23 protein-coding genes and 1 riboswitch are annotated in these 24,446 nt (G+C 62.7%); of the genes, 14 read left to right on the top strand and 9 right to left on the bottom strand.

Going from position 1 to position 24,446, the window contains the following annotated elements; genetic code table 11:
* Positions 1 to 53 precede the first annotated feature (53 nt).
* Positions 54 to 467 (top strand): tellurite resistance TerB family protein, encoded by a 414-nt coding sequence (locus AC0NIH_RS32465; RefSeq protein WP_140569974.1) that lies wholly within the window; start codon positions 54 to 56, stop codon positions 465 to 467.
* Positions 468 to 508: 41 nt separating this feature from the next.
* Here AC0NIH_RS32465 and AC0NIH_RS32460 read toward each other — a convergent pair whose 3' ends face one another.
* Positions 509 to 1,321: a transporter substrate-binding domain-containing protein gene (locus tag AC0NIH_RS32460; RefSeq protein WP_425339712.1), complete on the bottom strand. Its 813-nt coding sequence runs from the start codon at positions 1,319 to 1,321 to the stop codon at positions 509 to 511.
* A 296-nt stretch (positions 1,322 to 1,617) separates the two neighbouring features.
* Between AC0NIH_RS32460 and AC0NIH_RS32455 the strand changes: the two genes are divergently transcribed.
* The 3 genes from AC0NIH_RS32455 to AC0NIH_RS32445 all read left to right on the top strand — a co-directional run bounded on the left by AC0NIH_RS32455 (position 1,618) and on the right by AC0NIH_RS32445 (position 3,859).
* Entirely contained in the window at positions 1,618 to 2,349 is a 732-nt protein-coding gene (locus AC0NIH_RS32455) for a helix-turn-helix transcriptional regulator (RefSeq protein WP_287389072.1), read from the top strand.
* Positions 2,350 to 2,465: 116 nt separating this feature from the next.
* A complete protein-coding gene (locus AC0NIH_RS32450; RefSeq protein ID WP_352569599.1) occupies positions 2,466 to 3,104 on the top strand; it encodes an acyl-homoserine-lactone synthase in 639 nt (212 codons plus the stop codon).
* Positions 3,101 to 3,859: an enoyl-CoA hydratase-related protein gene (locus tag AC0NIH_RS32445; protein ID WP_287275495.1), complete on the top strand. Its 759-nt coding sequence runs from the start codon at positions 3,101 to 3,103 to the stop codon at positions 3,857 to 3,859. Before AC0NIH_RS32450 ends, AC0NIH_RS32445 begins: the two co-directional genes overlap by 4 nt.
* Positions 3,860 to 3,909: 50 nt before the next feature.
* Here the strand turns inward: AC0NIH_RS32445 and ppk2 are convergent, their stop codons facing one another.
* Complete coding sequence (ppk2, locus tag AC0NIH_RS32440) at positions 3,910 to 4,818, bottom strand: polyphosphate kinase 2 (protein WP_023768363.1); 909 nt, start codon at positions 4,816 to 4,818, stop codon at positions 3,910 to 3,912.
* A 119-nt stretch (positions 4,819 to 4,937) separates the two neighbouring features.
* On the opposite strand from ppk2, the gene AC0NIH_RS32435 reads away from it, so the two are divergent.
* The 3 genes from AC0NIH_RS32435 (at position 4,938) to AC0NIH_RS32425 (ending at position 8,144) form a co-directional block, all read left to right on the top strand.
* Positions 4,938 to 6,203, top strand: coding sequence for an ATP-binding protein (locus AC0NIH_RS32435; protein ID WP_473463209.1), 1,266 nt, complete (start codon positions 4,938 to 4,940; stop codon positions 6,201 to 6,203).
* A gap of 109 nt (positions 6,204 to 6,312) precedes the next feature.
* Entirely contained in the window at positions 6,313 to 7,038 is a 726-nt protein-coding gene (gene phoU / locus AC0NIH_RS32430) for a phosphate signaling complex protein PhoU (RefSeq protein WP_023777201.1), read from the top strand.
* A gap of 98 nt (positions 7,039 to 7,136) precedes the next feature.
* Positions 7,137 to 8,144: a magnesium and cobalt transport protein CorA gene (locus AC0NIH_RS32425; protein WP_287275490.1), complete on the top strand. Its 1,008-nt coding sequence runs from the start codon at positions 7,137 to 7,139 to the stop codon at positions 8,142 to 8,144.
* Between the two features lie 104 nt (positions 8,145 to 8,248).
* On the opposite strand, the gene AC0NIH_RS32420 is transcribed toward AC0NIH_RS32425, so the two are convergent.
* On the bottom strand, positions 8,249 to 8,767 hold the full coding sequence (locus tag AC0NIH_RS32420) for a GcrA family cell cycle regulator (protein ID WP_023777200.1): 519 nt from the start codon (positions 8,765 to 8,767) through the stop codon (positions 8,249 to 8,251).
* A gap of 356 nt (positions 8,768 to 9,123) precedes the next feature.
* Between AC0NIH_RS32420 and AC0NIH_RS32415 the strand changes: the two genes are divergently transcribed.
* The 3 genes from AC0NIH_RS32415 to AC0NIH_RS32405 all read left to right on the top strand — a co-directional run bounded on the left by AC0NIH_RS32415 (position 9,124) and on the right by AC0NIH_RS32405 (position 12,397).
* On the top strand, positions 9,124 to 10,323 hold the full coding sequence (locus tag AC0NIH_RS32415; RefSeq protein WP_023768359.1) for an aspartate aminotransferase family protein: 1,200 nt from the start codon (positions 9,124 to 9,126) through the stop codon (positions 10,321 to 10,323).
* 18 nt (positions 10,324 to 10,341) lie between these two features.
* Complete coding sequence (gene argF / locus AC0NIH_RS32410) at positions 10,342 to 11,253, top strand: ornithine carbamoyltransferase (protein WP_013897269.1); 912 nt, start codon at positions 10,342 to 10,344, stop codon at positions 11,251 to 11,253.
* Between the two features lie 112 nt (positions 11,254 to 11,365).
* A complete protein-coding gene (locus tag AC0NIH_RS32405; RefSeq protein WP_473463205.1) occupies positions 11,366 to 12,397 on the top strand; it encodes an Hsp33 family molecular chaperone in 1,032 nt (343 codons plus the stop codon).
* Positions 12,398 to 12,436: 39 nt separating this feature from the next.
* Here the strand turns inward: AC0NIH_RS32405 and apaG are convergent, their stop codons facing one another.
* Positions 12,437 to 12,829, bottom strand: coding sequence for a Co2+/Mg2+ efflux protein ApaG (apaG, locus tag AC0NIH_RS32400; RefSeq protein ID WP_224685566.1), 393 nt, complete (start codon positions 12,827 to 12,829; stop codon positions 12,437 to 12,439).
* 220 nt (positions 12,830 to 13,049) lie between these two features.
* Between apaG and AC0NIH_RS32395 the strand changes: the two genes are divergently transcribed.
* On the top strand, positions 13,050 to 14,201 hold the full coding sequence (locus tag AC0NIH_RS32395) for a ceramide glucosyltransferase (RefSeq protein ID WP_473463202.1): 1,152 nt from the start codon (positions 13,050 to 13,052) through the stop codon (positions 14,199 to 14,201).
* 36 nt (positions 14,202 to 14,237) lie between these two features.
* Here the strand turns inward: AC0NIH_RS32395 and AC0NIH_RS32390 are convergent, their stop codons facing one another.
* Positions 14,238 to 15,428: an O-succinylhomoserine sulfhydrylase gene (locus AC0NIH_RS32390; protein WP_352701835.1), complete on the bottom strand. Its 1,191-nt coding sequence runs from the start codon at positions 15,426 to 15,428 to the stop codon at positions 14,238 to 14,240.
* A gap of 55 nt (positions 15,429 to 15,483) precedes the next feature.
* A riboswitch (SAM riboswitch) is annotated at positions 15,484 to 15,561 on the bottom strand.
* An 88-nt stretch (positions 15,562 to 15,649) separates the two neighbouring features.
* Between AC0NIH_RS32390 and AC0NIH_RS32385 the strand changes: the two genes are divergently transcribed.
* Both AC0NIH_RS32385 and AC0NIH_RS32380 read left to right on the top strand, forming a co-directional pair.
* Complete coding sequence (locus AC0NIH_RS32385) at positions 15,650 to 16,744, top strand: 2'-deoxycytidine 5'-triphosphate deaminase (RefSeq protein ID WP_473463200.1); 1,095 nt, start codon at positions 15,650 to 15,652, stop codon at positions 16,742 to 16,744.
* A 99-nt stretch (positions 16,745 to 16,843) separates the two neighbouring features.
* Positions 16,844 to 17,617 carry an ABC transporter substrate-binding protein gene (locus AC0NIH_RS32380; RefSeq protein ID WP_023768353.1) on the top strand — a complete coding sequence of 258 codons (774 nt, stop codon included), beginning with the start codon at positions 16,844 to 16,846 and terminating at the stop codon, positions 17,615 to 17,617.
* A 195-nt stretch (positions 17,618 to 17,812) separates the two neighbouring features.
* Here the strand turns inward: AC0NIH_RS32380 and araD1 are convergent, their stop codons facing one another.
* The 4 genes from araD1 to chvE all read right to left on the bottom strand — a co-directional run bounded on the left by araD1 (position 17,813) and on the right by chvE (position 23,083).
* Positions 17,813 to 18,805, bottom strand: a complete 993-nt coding sequence (gene araD1, locus AC0NIH_RS32375; RefSeq protein ID WP_473463197.1) for an AraD1 family protein — start codon at positions 18,803 to 18,805, stop codon at positions 17,813 to 17,815.
* Between the two features lie 292 nt (positions 18,806 to 19,097).
* Positions 19,098 to 20,384, bottom strand: coding sequence for a multiple monosaccharide ABC transporter permease (gene mmsB, locus AC0NIH_RS32370; RefSeq protein WP_473463195.1), 1,287 nt, complete (start codon positions 20,382 to 20,384; stop codon positions 19,098 to 19,100).
* Positions 20,381 to 21,913 (bottom strand): multiple monosaccharide ABC transporter ATP-binding protein, encoded by a 1,533-nt coding sequence (mmsA, locus tag AC0NIH_RS32365; protein WP_473463192.1) that lies wholly within the window; start codon positions 21,911 to 21,913, stop codon positions 20,381 to 20,383. Before mmsA ends, mmsB begins: the two co-directional genes overlap by 4 nt.
* 99 nt (positions 21,914 to 22,012) lie before the next feature.
* Complete coding sequence (gene chvE / locus AC0NIH_RS32360; RefSeq protein ID WP_023768349.1) at positions 22,013 to 23,083, bottom strand: multiple monosaccharide ABC transporter substrate-binding protein; 1,071 nt, start codon at positions 23,081 to 23,083, stop codon at positions 22,013 to 22,015.
* 289 nt (positions 23,084 to 23,372) lie between these two features.
* Between chvE and AC0NIH_RS32355 the strand changes: the two genes are divergently transcribed.
* Positions 23,373 to 24,362 carry a LysR family transcriptional regulator gene (locus AC0NIH_RS32355; RefSeq protein WP_023768348.1) on the top strand — a complete coding sequence of 330 codons (990 nt, stop codon included), beginning with the start codon at positions 23,373 to 23,375 and terminating at the stop codon, positions 24,360 to 24,362.
* Positions 24,363 to 24,446: the final 84 nt, after the last annotated feature.

Genomic DNA, 24,446 nt, shown 5'->3' with positions numbered 1-24,446 from the left:
TTGCGGCCCTTGGGGCACGTTCCTACCTTCGAAGCCCGTTCAAGGAGCAAACAATGCCATCGCCGTCCCCGCATGAAGCCCTGATCTACCTGATGGTCATCACCTCGGCCTCCGACCGTGACATGACCGATGTCGAACTGGCCAGGATCGGCGACGTAGTCCGCTCATGGCCGGTGTTCGAGGATTTCAATCAGGACCGGCTGGTTCCCGTCGCCCAGGCTTGCCAGAAACTGCTGCATGAAAAGGATGGTCTCGAGGGTGTGCTGGCCCAGGTTGGCGAGGCTTTGCCGGAGCGCCTGCGCGACACCGCCTACGCCGCCGCCTTCGAAGTGGCCGCCGTCGATCTCGAAATGCGCTTGGAAGAGGTGCGGGTGCTGCAGCTGATCCGGCGTGAGCTCGATCTCGACACGCTGACCGTCGCCGCCATCGGCCGCGCGGCCAAGGCACGGCTGCGCACGCTGACCTGACGGCATTCCGTTCGGATCAGAAAAAACTGACCGGAGCCGGATCAGAAAAAGCTGACCGGAAAATAGCGCAGGTAGAATTCGGCAAAGGTGCCTTTCATCGAAATTTCCTGCAGCGCGTAATCCAGCGCCGCCGCCAGCGCCGGATCGTCCGCCCGCGTGGCGATGGCCATGCCCGTGCCCAGATATTCGGGCGCCAGATAGGGGCCGCCGGCAAAGCGGCAGCAGCCAGCCGCGTCCGAGCCGCCCAGCCAGAAGGCGAAACGCATGCCGTCGCCGAAGGCGGCGTCGATCTTGCCCGCCTTGAGATCGCTGTAGAGGGCTTCGGGTCCGTCGAAGGTGACGACCTGGACCGTGCTGAAATAGTCGCGCAGCATGCGCTCATGTGCCGAGCCTGATATCACGCCGACGCGCTTGCCGCGCAGTTTGTCGAAGATCGGTTCCAGCAATGCCTTGCCCTTCGGCATGATGAAACGCGCCGGAAACTGCAGGTAGGAGCGCGAGAAGGCGTATGTCTGGCGCGACTGCGGCGTCGCGGCGATGCCAGCGATGATCGCTTCGCCTTCGCCTTTCTCGAGCGCCCCTTCGAGCTCAGTCCATGGCAAGGCCTGGATTTGGCATTTATCGACGATGCCGAGTTCCGCGCAGATGGCGCGCGCCAGGTCGATGTGGAAACCGGACAATTTTCCCGAGCTGTCGAGGAAATTGAAAGGTGGAAAATCCGTGGTCGTCAGGAAGCGCAGCCGTGGCAGCGCGGAAAGGTCCGGCTTGGGCAGCCGCTCCTTGGCGTCCCACAGCACCGGCACCTGCGGTTCCGCGGCGCGCGCGCCAGCCAATGGCAGCACCGCGATCAGCATCGAGGCCAGGACCAGGAACCTCCGTTGGAACGCCACGATAGAACTCCGTCGCACTCGTCTTCGGAGCGGTTTTGGTACGAAAATGGTACAGGCACAATGGTTTTTGATTTCAACGCGCCGATTTCAGGATATGCTTTAGCGTGTTTGCAAACAGCGGTGGCTGCCCTGGTTGGGGGACCAGGGTCGAGAACCACAACCGGAAACGGGCGCGTTGCAATCGGCGGTCGGTGGCAAAGTGCAGACAATGCATGGACCATCGGTCTCAATGCATGAGGCAACATGGGGTTGATGTTGCGATGGGTCAATTTGATCTTACGCTGGAATACATAGACCAACTGCAGCACGCAGGAACGGCGGCGGCGGTCTGTGAGAAACTGTTGGGTATAACATCGGATTTCGGTTTGACCGCGCTGATGGCTGGAACCGTTCCGCAGCCAGGCACGCCGGCCGGGCAGCAAAAGCAGCACGTGCTGCTTTGCGACTGGCCTGTCGAATGGCTGGAGCGCTACGTAGCGCGCAACTATGTCGATCACGATCCCGTGGTCAGCCACATGAAGCAGCTGCAGGCACCTTTCCAGTGGCGCGAAGCTGCCCAGGACATTCGCATCGACAAGAGCAGCGGCGAAGTGATGGGCGATGCCGGCGCGTTCAAGCTGCGCGACGGGCTGGCCTTCCCCCTGATCACGCTCGACGGCCAGATCGTCATGGTGTCGCTGGGCGGCGAGGCCGTGGAGCTGTCGACGGCCGAGTTCGGCCTGGTGTCGCTGGTCTCGACCTATGCGGTCGGCCGCGCCATGCAGCTCCACACCATGTCCGGCAACACCATCGACCATGTCGAGTTGACGCCACGTGAACGCGAATGCCTGCAATGGGCCGCCGTCGGCAAGTCCGAATGGGAGATTTCGCAAATCCTCGGCATCTCCGAACATACGTCGGAGAAACATCTTCTTAACGCCAAAAGCAAACTCGGTGCCGTCAATAGAGTTCAGGCTGTCGCCGAAGCGATAAGACGCGGCTACATTAGTTAGGTCGGCCGTGCCGACCTAGAACTCCCGCCTACGTGATCGAACTCCCGCCTACGTGATCACGCAATTTTCTCATCAAAGCACGGCCGTATCATCCTTTGAACACAGGAGACGGCAGTATGCTTTTTTGTCTTACAACCCAGGAATTGATGCAACGCCCCGACCTTTGGGAGGCGGTCCATCGGCTACGCTATCAGATTTTCGTCGAGGAGATGGGGTGGGAGGATCTGCGCCGCGCGGACGGCTTCGAGGTCGACCAGTTCGATCATGACGAGGCGGTGCATCAGATCGTCATCCGAGGCAACGAAGTCGCTGGCTATCAGAGGATGCTGCCGACCACGCGGCCGCATCTGTTGACCGAGGTTTTGACCGACCTTTCCGAAGGCACGCCGCCATCGGGTCCGAACATCTGGGAATTGACCCGCTATGCGGTGGCTCCCGGATTTCGCGATGGCCGTCGTGGCGTCTCGACCGTCGGCACCGAACTGATAGCCGGCTTCGTCGAGTGGGGGCTGAAGCGCGGCGTCGACAAGGTGATCATCGAGTTCGAGCCAATGTGGGTGCTGCGCGCGTTGCAGCTGCATTTCCTGGCGACGCCGCTGGGTTATCAGCGCACCTACGGCAACCAGCAGGTCGTGGCGACGCTGCTCTCCTTCAACGAGCACACGCTGGACGTGGTGCGTTCGCGCCGCAATCACCATGCCCCGGTCCTGGCCCGGGGATATCCCGACATGTTCGGTCAAAGGCGGGCGTCATGAGATCGGAAATCGCCATGCACCCGCAACCTGAACTGCGCAACCATACGCTGGTCGTCACCGTGTCGTCGAATGATGGCCGGCCGGTGCTCGACAGACGAGCCTATGAAAGCCTTGCCAGGACGTTCCACGAAGCCGCCGACAATGAAGAAGTGCGTGTCGTCGTGCTGCGTGGCCTGGCCGGCTGCTTCTGCCTCGGCGGCGATTTTTCCGAGTTCCTCGATGCCAGCAAGCATCAGAAACTGATCGCCGCCGTCACCGACATGTTCCGCACGCTGGCAACGTTTCCCAAACCGATCCTGGCCTGCGTCGACGGCGATGCCGTCGGCGTCGGCTGCACCATCCTGTTCCATTGCGACATGGTGATTGCTTCCGGCAAGAGCACGTTCAGGGTGCCGTTCGTCGATTTCGGCCTTGTGCCGGACGCTGCGACCAGCATCCTGGCGCCGCAGAAGCTCGGCTATGCCGGCGCCTTCCGCTTCTTCTGCCTCGGCGACACGCTCCATGCCGAGGACGCCAGGGCGCTCGGCCTCGTCGCCGAGATCGTGCACGACGGTGTCGAGGAAGCGACGCTTGGCCGGGCAAGGCAGCTCGCCAAGAAGCCGGTCGCCGCCTTGCTGCAGACGCGTGGCCTGCTCAAGGGCAACACTGGTGCGCTGTGCGACCGCATCGACCAGGAGATATCGCTGTTTCAGCAGGCGCTTCAGGACGATGCCACGCTGCGGCGATTGCAGCGCATCGCCAGGCTGGCGGCCTGAGGATCGCCAAGAATGCCGTGCCGCGCGGACGTCACGCGGCACGGCAGGCATCAGCCTTCCTTGCCGAGGAATGACGGCCCTTCGCCGATGATCTTCTTGTCTTCCTTGCCGACGACATCGAGATCGCGCCCCTCATAGGGCAGCGACAACAGGATGCGCCGCATCACCGCCAGCCGCGCACGGCGCTTGTCGTTGGCCCGCACGATGATCCACGGTGCGAATTCCTTGTGGGTGCGCTCGAACATGGTGTCGCGCGCCTTCGTGTAATCGTCCCATTTGGTAATGCCGGCAATGTCGATCGGCGAGAACTTCCAGCTCTTCAGCGGGCTGTACCGGCGATCGTGAAAGCGCTCGAGCTGCGTTTCCCGGCCGATATTCAGCCAGAATTTGAAGAAGTGGATGTCGTCATTGACGATCATCCGCTCGAAATGCGGCGTGTCGTCGAGAAACTTCTCGTGCTGTTGCGGCGTGCAAAACCCCATCACCGGCTCGACGCCAGCGCGGTTGTACCAGGAACGGTCGAAGGTGACGAATTCGCCCGCCGTCGGGAAATGGTCGACATAACGCTGGTAGTACCATTGTCCGAGTTCGGTGGGCGTGGGCTTGGTCAGCGCCACGTTGCGCGCCGTGCGTGGGTTGAGGTACTGGCGCACCACGAAGATCGTGCCGCCCTTGCCGGCGGCGTCGCGTCCCTCGAACAGCGCCATCACCCGCTTGCCCGTCGCCTGCAACCACGCCTGCGCCTTGACCAGCTCGATCTGCAATTTCTCGAGCGTCTCGTCATACTCGTCGCTTTTCATTTTCTTGTCGTAGGGATAGCCGCCTGCGGTCAGCTTGTTGTCCTCGACCCAATCTGGAAGCTCGGGATTCTCGATATCGAACTCCCGCTCCTTGCCGCCGATCCTGATTTTCAGCGGACCCGAAGTCGGCGCGGCGGAGTCTTCCTTGGCTTTTTTCATCGAGACGAACCCTTTTAAGCATCCGGACTCATGCTATTGGGAGCCTCCGGAGCGGTCCAGCGGAAGTTTCCGTCGCCGCACGACCGGTGGGGACGGCATAGGCGCGGGCACGCGGGCGGATGACAGACCTGGACGCAGAGCAGGAAGGCATGGCACGGACCTTGGCCGTCAGGCTGTGGAACAGCCGCTGGCTGCTTGCGGGCGGTGTCGCGGCGGTTCTGATCGCCTTCGCCTTCGCGGGTATTTCCGCTTACGTGCTGGTGCCGGCGCTGCTCCTGCTGCTCGCGGCCGCGATGTTGCCGACGGCCGGTGCCCTCCAATCCGTTGAGGGTGCGGCGTCGATCGAAGCGATCGGCCTGCAGCGGCTCTCCGGCGAATATCTGGCGGCCGCCGTCGCCGACCCGCTCATCATCTTCGACCATGCAGCCACCATCGTCCACGCCAACGCCGCTGCCTTCGCCGCCTTTGGCGGGATTGCGCCGGGCATATCGCTGTCGCTGAAATTCCGGGCGCCGGAAATGCAGGCCCTGCTGGACGGCGTGCTGTCGGGCAACGTCGCGTCGGATGTCGTCGACTATACCGAGAAACTGCCGGTCGAGCGCGCCTACCGGGTCAGCGCGTCCTCTGTCGGACACGGTACCGATCTTTATGTGCTGGTGTTCAAGGACCAGAGCGAAGCGCGGCGGATCGACCGCATGCGGGCCGACTTCATCGCCAATGCCAGCCACGAATTGCGCACTCCGCTGGCCTCGATCTCCGGCTTCATCGAAACGCTGCGCGGACCGGCCCGCAACGATCCGGCGGCGCGGGAGCAATTTCTGCAGATCATGCAAAACCAGACCGGCCGCATGGCGCGCCTGATCGATGATCTCCTGTCGCTGTCGCGACTGGAGATGAAGCCTTATCTGAAGCCGGGAACCGAGGTCGATCTGCGCCAGACCGTCGACAGCGTCATCGATTCCCTGGCCCCGCTGGCCCGTGAAAATAGCGTCGTCATCGAGCGCGATTTCGCCGACGGGCCGCTCGATGTGCCGGGCGACCGCGACGAGCTGTTTCAGGTTTTCGAGAACCTTCTGGAGAACGCCTGCAAATACGGCCAGTCGGGCGGCCGCGTCGTGGTGTCGATCGCGCCCGGTGACGACGGTTCCGAACCCGGTGTCGACGTGACGATCAGGGATTTCGGTCCCGGCATTCCCGAGGAGCACATTCCGCGCATCACCGAACGCTTCTACCGTATCGATGTCGAGACCAGCCGGACCCAGAAAGGCACCGGCCTCGGCCTGTCGATCGTCAAGCATATCCTGACGCGTCACAACGCCAGGCTGACGATCAGGTCGGAGGTCGGCAAGGGCGCCGCCTTCTCTGTTCATTTGCCGGCGCACTGATACTGCCCTAGTTTTCCCAGAGGCCGTTTCTTTTTTCTGTCATCCGGTTAGCGTATCAGCGGGGATTCGAAGGAAACGACTCAAGACATCCGTGGGAAGGCATTCGTCCATGCAGTCCGTGCACATAGTGAGCGCCTACGACGAGGAACTGAAATATCTGTCGAAGCGCATCGCGGCGATGGGCGGCCATGCCGAACGCATGGTCGAGCAGGCGGTCGCCGCCCTGGTCAACGCCGATCCGGGACTGGCCCAGAAGGTCATCCGTGACGACGCGGTGCTGGACGAGGGACAGCGCGAGATCGACGACAAGGCGATCATCATCATCGCCAGGCGCCAGCCGATGGCGACGGACCTGCGCGAGATCGTCGGCGCCATCCGCATTTCCGCCGACCTCGAACGGGTCGGCGACCTCGGCAAGAACGTCGCCAAGCGCGTGGTCGCCGTCACCGACGGGCGCCAGCCGACCAGCCTGTTCCGAGGCCTGGAGGCCCTGGCCAATTTGGCGCTGACCCAGCTCAAGGAAGTTCTCGACGTCTACGCGTCGCGCTCGGTCGAGAAGATCGGTTTCGTGCGCGACCGCGACGACCAGATCGATGCCATGTACACGTCGCTGTTTCGCGAATTGCTGACCTACATGATGGAAGATCCGCGCAACATCACGCCCTGCACGCATCTCCTGTTCTGCGCCAAGAACATCGAGCGCATCGGCGACCATGCCACCAACATCGCCGAGACTATCTACTACATCGTCACCGGCGATCAGATGCCCGCGGACCGGCCGAAGGGCGACAAGACGGACAAGATCGGCCTTTCACCGCCACCGTCGGCGAAGTGAGTGCACTTTTTCTCGAACGCTTGATCATATTGCGCTAAACTATCCCGATGCCAGACGGGTTGGTTCCCCAGTGAAGGCAATGCTTTCGGGAGGCAGCGATGGAATATGTCCGGGAGTTCCAGCCCGCGCCGCCGCAGTCAGGCATCATCGCCTCCGGCGTCTATACCGCCGGGCGTCGCATTGCCGACATCCCGATCGAGGAAGCCGGCGAGTGGGCCAAGAAGTCGGGACACGTCGTCTGGATCGGGCTGCTTGAACCCGACCGGGAGCTTCTGTCGCGTGTCCAGGCGCAATTTCATCTGCACGAACTGGCGATCGAGGATGCCGAACATCCGCATCAGCGGCCCAAGATCGAACAATATGGCGATGCGCTGTTCATCGTCGCCCGCACCGCGCAGCTGATCGAAGGACGTGTCACCTTCGGCGAGACGCATTTGTTCGTCGGCTCGGGCTACATCGTCAGCGTCAGGCACGGACCTTCGACATCCTATGCCGCCGTGCGCCAGCACTGGGAAAGCTGCCCGCATTCGCTGGCCAAGGGCGAGGATTTCGTCCTCTATGCCATTCTCGATTTCATCGTCGACAATTACATGCCGGTGCTCGAGCAGATCGAGGACGAGGTCGAGGCGATCGAGGACAAGGTCCTTTTGAAGCCGATGACCGGCCCCGACATCGAGCGGCTCTATATGCTGCGCCGCGATCTCTTGCGCCTGCGCAATGCAGCGCTGCCGCTGGTGGAAGTCTGCCGCCGGCTGACCAGCGCCGACCTGCCGCAGATCCATTCCGCCATGCACCCGCTGTTCCGCGACGTGACCGACCACATCCGGACCGTCCAGGAAAAGATCGACAGCCTGCGCGAGGTGCTGGCCTTCGCCTTCGAGGCGAGCCTGCTGGTCGGTCAGAGCCAGGAAACGGCGATCTCGAAGAAACTTGCCTCATGGGCGGCCATCCTGGCCGTGCCGACCGCCTTCGCCGGCATCTACGGCATGAATTTCACCGACATGCCGGAACTGAGGATGGAATATGGCTATCCGATGGTACTGGCCACCATCGCGCTGATCTGCGCGGTCCTGTACTGGCGGTTTCGCAAGAACGGGTGGCTGTGAAAGTAGGGCAGTAGGGCAGTAGGTTAAGGCGCTCACAAGCGCAGCTCAAAACATACTGCCCTACTGCCTTACTGCCCTATTCCCTTACTCCCCTATTCCCTTACTTACCTGTTCCGCCTCCGCTCCGCCGCCGGCTGGAACGCGACGCGGGCGTGGTATTTGCAGTAAGGGCCGGTTTCGGCGGCTTCGTTGCCGCAGAAGTTGAAGTCTTCCGAGAGCGGATCGCCGTTCGGCCATTTGCAGGTTCGCTCGGTCAGTTCGACAAGCTGCAGATGCCGTGAGATCGGTACCACGACGTTCTCGACCGGCCGGATATAGTGCCGCGCCACCGGTTCGGCGTCGAACTGGGTCTGCAAGGCCGTCGCGCCGATCGATGTCGTGACGTGACGCGATGCGCTTGCGGCCCGCGCCACCGATTTCTGAACGGTCGATCCCTGCGCCGTCTTCTTCTGGCGTGCCGGCGCCGCCGTTGCGCGCCCGCGGCCCGACAGCTTCAGCCTGTGCACCTTGCCGATGACCGCGTTGCGGCTGACCCCTCCGAGCTGCGCAGCAATCTGGCTTGCGCTCAGACCCTCCGACCACAGTTTTCTGAGAAGTTCGACCCGCTCGTCAGTCCAGTTCATGAGACCGCGCTCCTGCTAAGCGTGCGGCAATCAGAATCCACACCCGACCCAGCACCACTGCTGGGGCAGACACCACATATATCTGGTGATTAGGTCCGCCGCACGAAATCTAGTTATTTCTCGACTACAACTACTCTATGCGCTGACTCGGTGACAAGAGTCCCAAGTGCAACACGAATCGGTTTTTTCGGTTTTCCCCAACTTGCCGCTCTCTTATGAGCCGGCGTCCTGCCAGGGGGCTTGCCGCGTGCCACTACGCGACGTTTTCGTTGACTTCATGGCCGAAAAACACGATAAGCCGCAAAGGCCGCCGCTTTGGCGGCTTTTTTGATTTTCCGGCACCGGAGAAGCATATAATGAGCGGTTCGGCGCTTTTCGAGACCTTTTCTCGCGCACCCCTGGCTTTCGACCATGGGGAAGGCTCCTGGCTGGTTACCGACAAGGGCGAGCGATATCTCGATTTCGCCGGCGGCATCGCGGTCAATTCGCTTGGCCACGGCCATCCGCACCTGGTCGCGGCCCTCACCGAGCAGGCAGCCAAGCTCTGGCACGTTTCCAACCTCTACGAGATTCCCGGGCAGAGCCGGCTTGGCGAGCGGCTGGCCGATGCCACCTTCGCCGACAAGGTGTTCTTCACCAACTCCGGCGCCGAGGCGTTGGAATGCGCGATCAAAACGGCGCGGCGCTACCACTTCGTCAAGGGTCATCCCGAGCGCTTCCGCACCATCACCTTCGAGGGTGCTTTCCACGGCCGCACGCTGGCGACCATCGCGGCCGGTGGCCAGTACAAATACCTCGAGGGGTTCGGACCCAAGGTCGAAGGCTTCGACCAGGTCGGCTTCGACGACATCGATGCCGCCGAAAAGGCGATCACCCCGGAGACCGCCGCGATCCTGATCGAGCCGGTGCAGGGCGAGGGCGGCATCCGCCCGGTGCCTGCGCAATCGCTGAAGCGGCTGCGCCAGCTTTGCGACCAGCACGACCTGCTGCTGATCTATGACGAGGTCCAGTGCGGCATCGGCCGCACCGGCAAGCTGTTCGCGCATGAATGGTCAGGCGTCACGCCCGACATCATGGCCATTGCCAAGGGCATTGGCGGCGGCTTCCCGATGGGCGCCTGCCTTGCCACCGACGAAGCGGCCGTCGGTATGACCGCCGGCGTGCATGGCACCACCTTCGGCGGCAACCCGCTGGCCATGGCGGTCGGCAACGCCGTACTCGACGTGGTGCTCGAAGAGGGCTTCCTCGAGGACGTCCAGCGCAAGGCGCTGCTGATAAAGCAGGGACTTGCCGCCGTTGCCGACGAATTTCCCGAGGTCATCGAGGACATCAGGGGCACCGGGCTGATGCTCGGCCTCAAATGCGCCATGCCCAATGCCAAGGTGAACATGGCATTGCGCGACCAGCACCTGCTGGCGGTTCCGGCCGGCGACAACGTCATTCGCCTGCTGCCGCCGCTCACCGTCACCGATGCCGAGATCCACGACGCGCTCGATCGCATCCGCGCCGGCGCCAAGGGCCTGGTGGAGGCGATCGCCTCCGCCGCCGCGAAGTAAATCCCGGAACCGTTGCCGATGTCACTTCGCCACTTCACCGATCTTTCCGCCGTTTCCGAAGGCGATTTGCGCTTCATGCTGACCGATGCAGTGGCGCGCAAGGAGCGCCTCAAGGCCGGCGAGCGCTCGAAGCCGCTCGAAGGCAAGGTGCTGGCCATGATCTTCGACAAGCCGTCGACGCGCACGCGGGTGTCCTTCGATGTCGGCATGCGCCAGCTTGGCGGCGAGACCATCATGCTGACCGGCACCGAGATGCAGCTCGGCCGTTCCGAGACCATCGCCGACACCGCCAAGGTGCTGTCGCGCTATGTCGACGCCATCATGATCCGCACCACCTCGCACGAACGGCTGCTGGAGCTGACCGAGAACGCCACCATTCCGGTGATCAACGGGCTGACCGACGATACCCATCCATGCCAGCTGATGGCCGACATCATGACCTTCGAGGAGCATCGCGGTCCGGTTGCCGGCAAAACCATTGCCTGGACCGGCGACGGCAACAACGTGCTGCATTCGCTGCTCGAGGCGTCGGCGCGGTTCCGCTTCAACCTCAACGTCGCCGTACCCGAAGGCAGCGAGCCGGCGCAGAAGCATATCGACTGGTCGCAGGCGAATGGCGGCAAGCTGCACTTTACCCGATCGCCCGAGGAGGCCGTCGACCAGGCCGACTGCATCGTCACCGATTGCTGGGTGTCGATGGGGCAGGAGCATCGCGCCCGTGGCCACAACGTGTTCTCGCCCTATCAGGTCAATGCCAAGCTGATGGCGAGGGCGAAGCCCGACGCATTGTTCATGCACTGCCTGCCTGCTCATCGCGGCGAGGAAGTGACCGACGAAGTCATCGACGGCCCGCATTCGGTGGTCTTCGACGAGGCCGAGAACAGGCTCCACGCCCAGAAGGCCGTGCTTGCCTGGTGTTTGGGCGCTTGACGTGTCCGGGTGCCTGAAGTGTCTGGCCGCTTGATCTGCGGGGCCGCGATGCCTATCTGCGCCGCATCACGCAAATCAAGCGCGTTTGGACGCATGCTCCCGAGAGGACGGCATGGCCGCGCCCCGGAGCTTTGTCATGTTGGAAACGTATCAAGTGACTGAACACCACCCCAAACTCGGCGAGTTCGGTTACGCCGGCGACGATCACGTCGTGCCCTTCGAGGTCGGCCCTCTCGACGTGCGTGGCCGCACGGTCCAGCTCGGGCCGATGCTCGACGCCATCCTGAGCCGCCACGATTATCCCGAGCCGGTCGCGCGCCTGCTGGCGGAAGCCTGTGTGCTGACGGTGCTGCTCGGCACTTCGCTCAAGTTCGAGGGCAAGTTCATCCTGCAGACCCGCACCGACGGGCCGGTCGACATGCTGGTGGCGGACTTCTCCACGCCCTCGGCGCTGCGTGCCTATGCGCGCTTCGACGCCGATCGGCTCGAGGCTTTGGTCGCGGTCGGCGAGACATCGCAGCAGACGCTGCTCGGCAGCGGCGTTCTGGCGCTGACCATCGACCAGGGCGCCCACACGCAGCGCTATCAGGGCATCGTCCAGCTCGACGGCGAAACGCTGGAAGACGCCGCGCGCACCTATTTCCGCCAGTCGGAACAGATCCCGACCGATATCAGGCTGTCGGTGGCCAAGCTGTTGACGCCCGGCCCTGGCGGCGCGCGCGAGCAATGGCGTGCCGGCGGCATCCTGGCGCAGTTCCTGCCGCAATCGCCCGAGCGCATGCCCGTTCCGGACCTGCCCGGCGGCGATGGCGATCCGCGCGAGGAGATCCATGATCCGGCCGACAATTCCTGGCAGGAGTTGCTGGCGCTGCTCGGCACCATCGAGCCGACCGAACTCATCGATCCGACGATCGGCGCCGAACGGCTGCTCTATCGCCTGTTCCATGAGCACGGCGTGCGCGTCTTCGGCGGCGTTCCCGTCGCCGACCAGTGCTCATGCTCGCGCGACAAGATCCGCGGCATCCTCGAGGGCTTCTCCGCGCAGGAGATCAAGGACAGCACCGAGGATGGCGGCATCCACGTCGCCTGCGAGTTCTGCTCGAAGCAATATGACTTCGACCCAGCGGAATTCGCGGCGCAATGAAGGAACCGGCTTTCTCTCCATGGAACGGGGAGAAAGCCGCTAATTCACCGTCCGCCGCGTTCCTGGCAGGTCGAGTGAAAATGCCGGAATGGCGATGTCGAAGGTCTCGCCGCGCTTGTTGCGCATCGTGTAGCGGCCGACCATGATCCCTGACGGGGTCGAGAGCGGGCAGCCGGACGTATACTGATAGCTGTCGCCGGGATTGAGTTCAGGCTGGTCACCGACGACGCCCGGCCCACTCACTTCCTCGACCCGGCCGGTGCCGTCGGTGATATGCCAATAACGCGACAGAAGCTGCACGAACTCGTCCGACTGGTTGTCGATCGTTATCTGATAGCCCCAGACATAGCGGTTCTCCGAAGGATCCGAGCGATCCTCGAGATAGAACGGCCTGACCTGCACTTCGATGTTGCGCGTGACGGCGCTATACATAAACGGCTCCAAACTGATCCGGTAATTTCGGCGCTCCCGGCGGGCAGGTCAACATGCGCGTCTTGTCGCGCCCGGCCTTGAAAGGCAGGTGCCGGCAAAGAATGTCATTTAAGTGACACAGGACAATGGTGGTGTGCGCCAAGCGGGCGACTCGACGCTCTGTCGAACTGTTGAAAACGGCCACAAAGCCGGCCGTCTTTTCTGGAGTGACCAGATCTCGATGGAACTCACTCTCATAGCCGCCTCGCTTTCGACTGCTCTCATTCTCTCAAATGCCGCCAGCATTTCGCTTGCCGCTTCGCAGCTGAAACGGCAAACCACGATCGCCCCGCCGGGCGGCAAATCACAGCCAGTGTCGATTGTCGTGCCATCGCGTGGTGTCGAGCCGTTCACGCACGAGACACTGGAGCGCGCCTTCTCGCTCGACTGGCCGCGCTACGAGCTGATCTTCTGCGTCGCCCATGCCGACGATCCGGTCGTCAAACTGATAAACAGGGCAATTGCCCGGTTTCCCAAAGTGCCGGCTCGGCTGTTGATCGGCGACGACCGCATCAGCGCCAATCCCAAACTCAACAACTGCGTCAAGGGCTGGGAAGCGGCGCGCCACAACTGGGTCGTTCTTACAGACTCCAACGTGCTGATGCCCAGGGACTACATCCAGCATTTGATGGCGGCGTGGCGGGCGGATACCGGCCTTGTCTGCTCGACGCCGATCGGCTCGCGTCCCGACGGTTTTTGGGCCGAGGTCGAATGCGCCTTTCTCAACACGCTGCAGGCCCGCTGGCAATATGCCGGCGAGGCGCTCGGCCTCGGCTTCGCCCAGGGCAAGAGCATGCTGTGGAACAAGCCGATGCTGGATGCCAGCGGCGGCATTCGCGCGTTGGCGGCCGAGATCGCCGAGGACGCCGCCGCGACCAAGCTGGTGAACGGCCTCGGCCTGCGCGTCAATCTCGTCGCTTCGCCCTTCGAGCAGCCGCTCGGCCGGCGCACGCTTGGCGAGATCTGGTCGCGCCAGGCCCGCTGGGCGCGCCTGCGCCGCGTCACCTTCCCGCTGTTCTTCGCGCCCGAAATCCTCACTGGTGCTGTGGTGCCGCTGGCGCTTGCGCTGGTCGCGGCGGCAGGCGCCGGCTTCAGCCTCTGGGCAACCGCGCTTGCCGTGTTGGCGGCCTTCTATCTTCCGGAATGCGCCCTGGCCTGGTCCAAGGGCTGGTACCTGTCGCCGCGCATGGTCGCGGCGATCATGGTGCGCGACCTGATCCTGCCGGCGATGTGGACGCGCGGCTGGCTCGGCGGCGCCGTCGACTGGCGCGGCAACGCGATGACCATCCGCACCAAGGCGGCCGAACTGGAGGAGACGCCGTCAAGCGCTTGATAGCGCCCGTTCGACTGACCTGCTTGGCGGTCTTCCCTATTTGGCTGCCCTCAACGCCTGCGCGATGTCTTCCAGAAGGTCGTCGGTATCCTCCAGGCCGACCGACAGCCTGAGCGTACCTGGCCCGATGCCGAGTTCGGCGCGCGCCTCGTCGCTCAAATTCTTATGCGTCGTCGTCGCTGGATGGGTGATCAGGCTCTTGGCATCGCCGAGATTGTTCGAGATCAGAACGATGTCCAGCGCATTCTGCAAGGCGAAGGCCGCCTGCTTGCCACCCTTGACGTCGAGGCAGATCAGCGTCGAGCCGCCCGACATCTGCTTCTTGACGATATCAGCCTGCGGGTGGTCGGCACGGCCGGGATAGATGACGCGGGCGATCTGTGGCTGCTCGGCCAGGAAATCGGCGATCCTGCCGGCGCTTTCCGTCTGCTGGCGCACGCGCACCGGCAGCGTCTCCAGTCCCTTCAGCAGCGTCCAGGCATTGAACGGCGACAGGCTGGGGCCGGTGTGGCGGAAATAGTCGTGCAGGTTCTCGTCGATCCACTTCTTGTCCGAAAGGATGACGCCGCCGAGACAACGGCCCTGGCCGTCAATGTGCTTGGTGGCCGAATAGACGACAATGTGGGCGCCGAGCTGCAGCGGCTTCTGCTGCAGCGGCGTGGCGAAGACATTGTCGACGACGAGCCGCGCACCGATTGAATTGGCCAGCGATGCGACGGCGGCGATGTCGACCACTTCCAGCGTTGGGTTGGTCGGGCTTTCCAGGAAGAACAGCTTGGTGTTGGGCCTCACCGCCTTTTCCCAGTTGGCGATATCGGTGCCATCGACCAGCGTCGCCTCGATGCCGTAGCGCGGCGCCAGCGTCTCGACCACCCAGCGGCAGGAGCCGAACAGCGCGCGCGCCGCCACGATATGGTCGCCGGCCTTGACGCTGCACAAGAGTGCCGCCGTCACCGCCGCCATGCCCGAAGCCGTGGCGCGCGCATCCTCGGCACCCTCCAGCGCGCACATGCGCTTTTCGAACATGTCGACGGTCGGATTGGCGTAGCGCGAATAGATGAAGCCTGGTTCCTCGCCCTTGAAACGGGCCTCCGCCGCCTGCGCCGTCTCGTAGACATAGCCCTGGGTGAGGTACATTGCTTCCGACGTCTCGCCGAATTGGGAACGCAGGGTTCCGCCGTGGACGAGGGCTGTCTGTGGCTTCCAGTCGCGCTTCTTGTTGCTCATTGCTTTGTTCCAGACACAAAAAAACCGGCCGCGAAAGTCGCAACCGGTCCATACGGCCTTGCGGCCAACGGTCCTTTAGCGACTTGTTTAACGTGGCTGCAAGCCGACCGGCCAAATCACCACGGGATAACGACCCTTTAGACCCGTCCCACGCTTGCGTCAATTGCCGGCTTCATTAAGAGGTTTGTGCGACAAGAAAATCGTCGGCCAGGAGCGCAGCCTTGCGGCAGACAGGCATTCTTCCCGATCAGGACATATCGGCGCTGTTCCAGTCCGGCGCGCTGAAGTCGGCGCGCGCGCTCGATGCCGACCAGATCCAGCCGGCGAGCCTCGATCTCAGGCTCGGGGACAAGGCCTGGCGGGTGCGAGCCTCCTTCCTGCCCGGCCCCAACCACACGGTTTCGGAAAAGCTCGATCGCCTGAAGCTGCACGAGATCAATCTTGCCGAAGGCGCTGTGCTGGAAACCGGCTGCGTCTACATCGTGCCGCTGCTCGAAAGCCTGGCGCTGCCGGCGGAGATTTCGGCCTCGGCCAACCCGAAGAGCTCGACCGGCCGGCTCGATATCTTCACCCGCGTCATGACCGACCGCGGCCACGAGTTCGACAAGATCGCCGCCGGCTACAACGGTCCGCTCTATCTGGAAGTCAGCCCGCGCACCTTCCCGATCGTCGCGCGCACCGGTTCGCGCCTGTCGCAGATACGCTTCCGCACCGGCAACGCACTGCTCTCGGAAGCCGAATTGCATGAACTGCACCGTGCCGAGATGCTGGTCGCCACCGAACCACCGAACATTTCCGGCGGCGGCATCGCACTGTCGATCGACCTCAACGGCGACAAGGATGGCCTGGTCGGCTATCGCGGCAAGCATCACACCGGTCTCGTCGACGTGGACAAGCGCGCCGCGCAGGATGTCGTCGACTTCTGGGAGCCGATCCACAAGAGCGGCGCCGGCGAACTGGTGCTCGATCCCGACGAATTCTACATCCTCGTCAGCCAGGAAGCGGTGCACGTGCCGCCTCTCTATGCCGCCGAGATGACACCCTTCGATCCGCTCGTTGGCGAATTCCGCGTCCACTATGCCGGCTTCTTCGATCCGGGCTTCGGTCATTCGGCGTCCGGCGGCACCGGCAGCCGGGCGGTGCTCGAAGTGCGCAGCCACGAAGTGCCGTTCATCCTCGACCATGGCCAGATCGTCGGCCGGCTGGTCTACGAGCACATGCTGAAGCGGCCGCAGGCGCTCTACGGCACCGATCTCGGCTCCAACTACCAAGCGCAGGGCCTGAAGCTGTCCAAGCATTTCCGCCCTGCGGGCTGAGCTCTGACTACCACCAGGTAAAATACTTGCCTGCGCTGGCACATCATGCTTGGCTGGCTTGTCGGTCGCCGGGATGCGGCGTTCAAGGGGAACAAGAAAATGCAGATTTCAAAATGGATCCTGTCGGCGGCAGGCGCTGCCATGTTGGCGATGGCGGCCGGCTCTCTGTCGGCGCAGGCTGCCGAGAAATTGAAAATCGGCACCGAGGGCGCCTATCCGCCGTTCAACACCATCACCTCTGACGGCAAGGTTGTCGGCTTCGACATCGACATCGCCAATGCGCTGTGCGCGCAGATGAAGGTCGAGTGCGAAATCGTCACCCAGGACTGGGATGGCATCATCCCCGCCCTGCAGGCCAAGAAGTTCGACGCCATCATCGCCTCGATGAGCATCACCGAGGAGCGCAAGAAGCAGGTCGCCTTCACCAACAAATATTATACGACGCCGCTCGCCCTGGTCGCCTTGAAGGACAGCGACATCGCCTCCACCGAACCGGCAGCACTTGCCGGCAAGACGGTCGGCGCCCAGGCTGCGACCACGCAGGCCACCTATGACCAGGATGTCTATGGCAAGGCAGGCGCGGAGGCAAAGCTCTACCCGACCCAGGAGGAAGCGATCACCGACCTGCAGAACGGCCGGCTTGACGCTGTGATCTCGGACAAGTTCGTGCTGATGGACTGGATGAAGAAGGCGAGCGACGGCTGCTGCAAGATGATTGGAGACGTCAAGGGTACGGAGACGCAAGCCGGCATCGCCGTGCGCCTCGAAGACACCGCACTGCGCGACAAGCTCAACGCGGCCATCGACGCCATCGTCGCCGACGGCACCTACAAGAAGATCCAGGCCAAATATTTCGACTTCGATATCTATTGAGGGATTGAGGCTGCCAATCTCCCCCCTCGTGGGGGAGATGCCCGGCAGGGCAGAGGGGGGCGCGAAGGATCGCGGTCTTTCTTCAAAATGCCGGGAATAGCCTGAAGACAGAATTGTTTCGATTGAGACGCTGGCGGGACAGCGCCCCCCTCTGGCCTGCCGGCCATCTCCCCCACAAGGGGGGAGATCACTCCATCACAACGCCCTGACCGCCACCTTCACCGGCTGCTCAATCTCGAGCGGGTTGCGTAGCGGCAGGCCGAAATCCCCGGCCTCGATCTCGAATACGTCGCCGGCTTCGGTCTTGATGCCGTCGGCGAAGGACAGCGTCGCCGTGCCGAACATGTGCACATGCACGTCGCCCGGCTGACGGAAGGCCGAGTATTTGAAGTGGTGATGTTCGAGATTGCCGATGGTGTGCGACATGTTCGCTTCGCCCGACAGGAACGGCTTTTCCCACAGCGTCTTGCCGTCGCGCACGATACGCGACGTGCCGCGGATGTCCGATGGCAGGTCTCCAATCAGGATCTCGGGTCCGAAGGAGGCGTTGCGCAGCTTGGAATGGGCGAGGAAGAGATAGTTGACGCGCTCGGTCACGTGGTCGGAAAACTCGTTCGACAGCGTGAAGCCGACGCGGAACGGGGCACCATCGTCGCCGATGACATAGATGCCTGCCACCTCGGGTTCCTCGCCGGCGTCCTTGGCGAAGGCCGGTGACAGCAGCGCGGCACCCGGCGCTACGGCCATCGTGCCGTTGCCCTTGTAGAACCATTCCGGCTGCACGCCGGTCTGGCCTTTCGCGGGCTTGCCGCCTTCCAGGCCCATGCGGAACATCTTCATGGAATCGGTGAGCTGCTCCTCACCGTCGGTGCTGAGCTTCTTGTGCATGGAATCGCGCGTCGCGGCCGAACCGAGATGGGTCAGCCCGGTGCCGGTCAGATGCAGGTGCGCCGGATCGGGGTGATTGATCGGCGACAGGAGCCGCCCCTTCTTGTAGGCGGCGTCGATATCGACCGTCTCGCCAAGTCCCTTGCGCTCGATCAGCGCGACGAGGCCGACGCCGGTGCGGGCAGCCTCCATCGCCAGCGAATAGACGCTGCGCGCCCCGTTGATGATCCGGGTCTTGCCGCCGCTGCGGGCAACGACACGAATGGTCTCGGCGTCGTCGAGAATCTGCGAGATCAGCATGATCAATCCTCTCTCATGTGCCTTGGCATGGCTGCCGGTGCGGCAAACCTTCCCAAGCGCGGCCGGAACGTCGTCCGTGCCACGGGTGAAATTCTCCGTTCGGATTGCGCTCGCGGGGCCTGGTTCCTGGAGGGAACTTCTTCATGCCGGCGGGTTGCCGGCAGCGCCGCGATGTGACCCGTATGCCTTCCTCGTTGCCTTGCTGGAGCAGTTCGAGCCGCTCCCAGTATTTTTTGTTCCTACGCAATTCCTGTGGGAAAACCGCGACGCACTTTTCCTGGAATTGCTCCTGTCAGGCCTTGTTCTTGTTGTAGACGTCGAAGATCACGGCGCCGAGCAGCACCAGACCTTTGACCACCTGCTGCCAGTCGACATTGACGCCCATGATCGACATGCCGTTGTTCATCACGCCCATGATGAAGCCGCCGACCACGGCGCCGATGACCTGGCCGACGCCGCCCATCGCCGAGGCGCCGCCGATGAAGACGGCGGCGATGACGTCGAGTTCGCTGCCCAGGCCTGCCGCCGGCACGGCCTGGCCGAGGCGTGCCGCGATGATCAGGCCGCCGAGCGCCGACAGCACGCCCATATTGATGAACACCAGCAAAGTCAGCCGCTCGGTGTTGATGCCCGACAGCTGCGCCGCCTTGGGATTGCCGCCCATCGCGTAGATACGGCGGCCGATGGTCATGCGCTTGGTGACGAAGACGAACAGCGTGATCAGCACGCCCATGACGAGCAGCACCACCGGCAGACCCCGGTAGCTGGCGAACTCATAGACCAGGAACAGCGCCAGCGCGCTGGCGACCAGCGTCTTGATGATGAACAGGGGGAAGGGCTCGGCCTCATAGCCATGACGTTCGCGCTTGCGCCGCGTCCTCACCCCGAAATAGGCATAGGCCAGCACGGCGATCAGGCCGAGCACGACCGTCGTCATGTGCAGGGTCACGCCGCTGCCCAGGATGGTCTTGCCGGCCGCGTTCACTACCGGCGGGACAAGCGTCAGCGGGCCGATCACGTCAGGGATAAAGCCGGAGCTGAGCATTTTGAAGTCGTCCGGAAGCGGGCCGACCGAAGAGCCGCCGCCGAGCAGCGCCTGGCAGATGCCGCGGAAGATCAGCATGCCCGCTAGTGTCACGATGAAGCTCGGTATCCGGTGATAGGCGATCCAATAGCCTTGCGCGGCGCCGATCAGGCCGCCCACGATCAGGCAGATGATCGAAACCACCAGCGGATTGCTGAGCGGTCCGAGCTGCCAGATAACCATCATGTTTGCCGCCAGCGCGCCGATGAAACCGGCGACCGATCCGACGCTGAGGTCGATATAGCCGGAGACGATGACCAGCAGCATGCCCAGCGCCATCACGATGATGAACGAGTTCTGCTGCACCAGGTTGCTGAGGTTGACCGGCTTGAACAGCGTTCCCGAGGTGGTGAACTGGAAGAACAGCATGATGACGATCAGCGCGATAATCAGGCCGTATTCGCGCAAATTCGTCGCCAGCGCCGACACGGCGATGCGTGGACGCTGTTCTTCGGCGATGTTGCCCTGTGGGGCGGGGGCGCTATCGGTGCTCATGCTGCTTTTCCTTCTCCCCGGACGATGGCGCGCATTATTTTTTCCTGGCTCGCGTCCGCCGCGGGCATTTCGCCCACGATGCGTCCTTCGTTCATGACGTAGATGCGGTCGGTAATCCCGAGCAATTCCGGCATTTCCGACGAGATGACCACGATCGCCTTACCTTCCGAGGCAAGCCGCGCGATGATCGTGTAGATTTCGTACTTGGCACCGACATCGATGCCGCGTGTCGGCTCGTCGAGGATCAGCACGTCAGGGTCGGCAAACAGCCATTTCGACAGCACCACCTTCTGCTGGTTGCCACCGGAAAGATTGCCGGTCAACTGATAGACACTGGACGCACGGATATTGGTCTTCTTGCGATAGTCGTTGGCAACGGCGAGTTCGCGCATGTCGTCGATGACGCTGTGGCGCGACACGCCGCCGAGATTGGCGAGCGTTATGTTGTGCTTGATATGGTCGATGAGGTTGAGACCGTAAGTCTTGCGGTCCTCGGTGACGTAGGCAATGCCGTGTTGGACCGCCTTGCTTACCGACGAGACATCGACCGGCTTGCCCCTGAGCAGCACCTCGCCGGTGATACGGCGGCCATAGGAGCGGCCGAAAAGGCTCATCGCGAATTCGGTGCGCCCGGCGCCCATCAGCCCGGCAATGCCGACCACCTCGCCCTTGCGCACATTGATGTCGATGCCCTTGATCACCTGCCGTTCGGCGTGGAGCGGGTGATAGACCGACCAGTTCTTCACCTCGAACGCGACCTCGCCGATCTTGGGCTCGCGCGGCGGATAGCGGTCATCGAGCGAACGGCCGACCATCGAGGTGATGATACGATCTTCGCTGATATCTTTCTTGGCCAGCGTCTCGATGGTGCGTCCGTCACGGATGACCGTTACCTTGTCGGCGACCCGGTTGATCTCGTTGAGCTTGTGCGAGATCAGGATCGAGGTCATGCCTTGCCGCTTGAATTCGAGCAGAAGATCCAGCAGCGCCTGGCTGTCTTTTTCGCTGAGCGACGCGGTCGGCTCATCGAGGATCAAAAGCTTGACGTCCTTGCTCAGCGCCTTGGCGATTTCGACCAGCTGCTGCTTGCCGACGCCGATATTGGTGATCAGTGTCTTGGGGTCCTCCTTGAGGCCCACCTTCTTCAACAGCGCGCCGGTGCGCGCCTCGTTGGCATCCCAGTCGATGATGCCGTATTTGGCGTGTTCGTTGCCGAGGAAGATATTTTCAGTGATCGACAGCATCGGTACCAGCGCAAGCTCCTGGTGGATGATGACGATGCCCTTGTGTTCGCTGTCATGGATGCCTTTGAACTGGCATTCCTGGCCCTGGAATATGATCTGGCCATCATACGTGCCTGCGGGATAGACGCCCGACAGGACCTTCATCAGCGTCGACTTGCCGGCGCCGTTCTCTCCGACCACGGCGTGGATCTCGCCTTCCTCGACGCTGAGGTTGACGTTCGACAGCGCCTTCACGCCGGGGAACGTCTTGGTGATGTCGCGCATCTCCAAAATCGTCGAGGTCATGGGCAATAATTCTCCTGCGAGGTCCGCAACAATACCGGGGTCGCTGGTGAACGAAAAGGGGCCCTGCGTTGCGCAGGACCCCTGGCTTTGCAACCGAAATTACTTCAGGTCTTCGGCCTTGATGTAGCCGGAGTCGACGACCAGCTTCTGGTAGTTCGACTTATCGACTTCGTGCGGCGTCAACAGGATCGAGGGAACGACCTTGACGTCGTTGTTGTAGGTCTTGGTGTCGAGGCCGTCAGGCTTGCCGCCCGAGAGCACCTTGTCGACCAGACCGACAGTGGCCTTGGCCAGGTCGCGGGTGTCCTTGAACACGGTCGAGTACTGTTCGCCCGTGATGATCAGCTTGACCGAGGCAGTCTCGGCGTCCTGGCCGGTCACGATCGGCCAGGGCTGTGCGTCGGTGCCGTAACCAACGGCGCGCAGCGAGGCGGTGATGCCGCGCGACAGGCCGTCATAGGGCGACAGAACGCCATCGACGCGGCTGCCGTCCGAATAGTTGGCCGACAGGAGGTTGTCCATGCGCGCCTGGGCGGTGGCTGCCAGCCAACGCAGCGTGCCGACCTTGTCCATGCCCATCTGGCCGGACTTGATCTTGATCGAGCCGTCGTCGATCAGCGGCTGCAGGACGGAGATCGCGCCATTGTAGAAGAAGAAGGCGTTGTTGTCGTCGGGCGAGCCGCCGAACAGTTCGACGTTCCACGGCTTGGTGTTCGGGAAGCGTTCCTTGAGGCCCTTGACCAGCGAATTCGCCTGGATCACGCCGACGCCGAAATTGTCGAAGGTGGTGTAATAGTCGACATTGGCGGTCTTCTTGATCAGGCGGTCATAGGCGACCACGACGACGCCCGCGTCAGCGGCCTTCTGCAGCGCATCCGAGAGCGTGGTGCCGTCGATCGAGGCGATGATCAGCGCCTTCGGGCCCTTGGTGATTTCGTTTTCCAGCTGGCTGAGCTGGTTGGGGATGTCGTCCTGCGCGTACTGCAGGTCAACGGTGTAGCCAAGAGCCTCGAGCTGGGACTTGACGGCGTCGCCGTCATTGATCCAGCGCTGCGAAGTCTTGGTCGGCATCAGCACGCCGACAAGACCCTTGTCGGCCGCGTGTGCCGAATAGGTCATGGCAGCGATGCCAAGCGCCGCGACTGCGGCCAGTGTCTTGATGATTTTCACATAACTCTCCCTGTTTGATGGACGCGGCACCCCGGGGGGTCGCGGGCCGCGCAATCGTGCAGAAGCGCCAAGGCACTGCTGCCGTCATATCGATCTCCGGTATCCTCCCATGGTCCCGAACCGCTGATTTCAATCGATACGATTTTATCGTCGGCGACTGTCACGTCTCGGAACGCGCGAAGGGTGTGGCTCTTTGCCATAACTGTCAAATGCGATCTTTGATGGTTGCTATACCGGGACTGATATATGTTGGATCCAGGAACACGATATTGGCGAGTTAGGGGCATTCATGGCGACATTGCGCAATCCCGGTGGAATTTCAGAGGGTTACAACGAGCTGCCCGGTGACGGCGAGACCCTGCTGCGCAGCGGTCTCAGCCTGCGTCACATGCGCATGATCGTGGCCTTGGACGATCACGGTCGGGTGAGCGCGGCTGCCCAGGTCATGAACATCTCGCAACCGGCGGCTTCGCGCATGATCGCCGAGATGGAGGCGGTGCTGGAGGTCAAGCTGTGCGAAAGGCTGCCGCGTGGCGTCACGCTGACGCCCTACGGCAAGGCGCTGGCGAGGCGTGCGCGCTCGATCCTGCTGGAGATGCGCGAGGTCGATCGCGAGATCTCCGAGCTCAAGGCGGGCAAGGGCGGTTCGGTGTTCCTGGGTGCCGTGACGGCGCCGGCGATCGAACTGGCGGTGCCGGCGATTCGCGAAATTCGCCGCATCTATCCGCGCATCGAGATCACCATGCAGGTGGAGACCTCGAATGTGCTGGCGCGCGAACTTATTGCCACGCGCCATGATTTCATCATTGCGCGCATTCCTGACGACCTGAACCCACGGCTGTTCGAATCCCGTGTCATCGGCGTCGAGAAAGCCTGCCTGATCGTGCGCCGCGGCCACCCGCTCACCAGGGGCAGCGTGGTGCGGCTGGAAGATACCGCCGCCTATGACTGGGTCTTTCAATCGGGCGGTTCGCCCTTGCGCCAGGCGATGGAGAGCAATTTCCTCAACCGCAACATCGCGCTTCCGGACCGCATCCTCAACACCAGCTCGCTGCTCTTGACGCTGGTCATGGTCGCGCAGTCCGACGCCATCGCCCCGGTCTCGATACAGGTCGCGAAATTCATCCAGAATCCCGACGGACTCGCCGGCGCCATCGACGTCGTCCAGACCGAGTTCGACATCGAGGTCAGGCCCTACAGCCTGATCACGGTCAGGAATCGCGTGCTGTCGCCGGCCGCCAAGATGCTGCACGATTTTATCCTGCGCGAAGTGGGATGATGGAACGCGAATCGAGCTCGCGCGTTCAGTCCAGTCGGCATGCTCGCTGGAGCCCGTTTTGGGCGAGGGAACGAGGCGCCGGTA

The sequence above is a fragment of the Mesorhizobium sp. WSM1386 genome (genome assembly GCF_055901595.1).
The sequence above is the reverse complement of the archived record's forward strand: the minus strand, read 5'-3'. Positions and strand labels throughout refer to the sequence as shown.

Bases quoted from the DNA above. Each gene is read 5' to 3' on its own strand.
- AC0NIH_RS32465 (WP_140569974.1), top strand. From the start codon at position 54: ATGCCATCGCCGTCCCCGCATGAAGCCCTGATCTACCTGATGGTCATC.
- AC0NIH_RS32460 (WP_425339712.1), bottom strand. From the start codon at position 1,321: ATGCTGATCGCGGTGCTGCCATTGGCTGGCGCGCGCGCCGCGGAACCG.
- AC0NIH_RS32455 (WP_287389072.1), top strand. From the start codon at position 1,618: ATGGGTCAATTTGATCTTACGCTGGAATACATAGACCAACTGCAGCAC.
- AC0NIH_RS32450 (WP_352569599.1), top strand. From the start codon at position 2,466: ATGCTTTTTTGTCTTACAACCCAGGAATTGATGCAACGCCCCGACCTT.
- AC0NIH_RS32445 (WP_287275495.1), top strand. From the start codon at position 3,101: ATGAGATCGGAAATCGCCATGCACCCGCAACCTGAACTGCGCAACCAT.
- ppk2 (WP_023768363.1), bottom strand. From the start codon at position 4,818: ATGAAAAAAGCCAAGGAAGACTCCGCCGCGCCGACTTCGGGTCCGCTG.
- AC0NIH_RS32435 (WP_473463209.1), top strand. From the start codon at position 4,938: ATGACAGACCTGGACGCAGAGCAGGAAGGCATGGCACGGACCTTGGCC.
- phoU (WP_023777201.1), top strand. From the start codon at position 6,313: ATGCAGTCCGTGCACATAGTGAGCGCCTACGACGAGGAACTGAAATAT.
- AC0NIH_RS32425 (WP_287275490.1), top strand. From the start codon at position 7,137: ATGGAATATGTCCGGGAGTTCCAGCCCGCGCCGCCGCAGTCAGGCATC.
- AC0NIH_RS32420 (WP_023777200.1), bottom strand. From the start codon at position 8,767: ATGAACTGGACTGACGAGCGGGTCGAACTTCTCAGAAAACTGTGGTCG.
- AC0NIH_RS32415 (WP_023768359.1), top strand. From the start codon at position 9,124: ATGAGCGGTTCGGCGCTTTTCGAGACCTTTTCTCGCGCACCCCTGGCT.
- argF (WP_013897269.1), top strand. From the start codon at position 10,342: ATGTCACTTCGCCACTTCACCGATCTTTCCGCCGTTTCCGAAGGCGAT.
- AC0NIH_RS32405 (WP_473463205.1), top strand. From the start codon at position 11,366: ATGGCCGCGCCCCGGAGCTTTGTCATGTTGGAAACGTATCAAGTGACT.
- apaG (WP_224685566.1), bottom strand. From the start codon at position 12,829: ATGTATAGCGCCGTCACGCGCAACATCGAAGTGCAGGTCAGGCCGTTC.
- AC0NIH_RS32395 (WP_473463202.1), top strand. From the start codon at position 13,050: ATGGAACTCACTCTCATAGCCGCCTCGCTTTCGACTGCTCTCATTCTC.
- AC0NIH_RS32390 (WP_352701835.1), bottom strand. From the start codon at position 15,428: ATGAGCAACAAGAAGCGCGACTGGAAGCCACAGACAGCCCTCGTCCAC.
- AC0NIH_RS32380 (WP_023768353.1), top strand. From the start codon at position 16,844: ATGCAGATTTCAAAATGGATCCTGTCGGCGGCAGGCGCTGCCATGTTG.
- araD1 (WP_473463197.1), bottom strand. From the start codon at position 18,805: ATGCTGATCTCGCAGATTCTCGACGACGCCGAGACCATTCGTGTCGTT.
- mmsB (WP_473463195.1), bottom strand. From the start codon at position 20,384: ATGAGCACCGATAGCGCCCCCGCCCCACAGGGCAACATCGCCGAAGAA.
- mmsA (WP_473463192.1), bottom strand. From the start codon at position 21,913: ATGACCTCGACGATTTTGGAGATGCGCGACATCACCAAGACGTTCCCC.
- AC0NIH_RS32355 (WP_023768348.1), top strand. From the start codon at position 23,373: ATGGCGACATTGCGCAATCCCGGTGGAATTTCAGAGGGTTACAACGAG.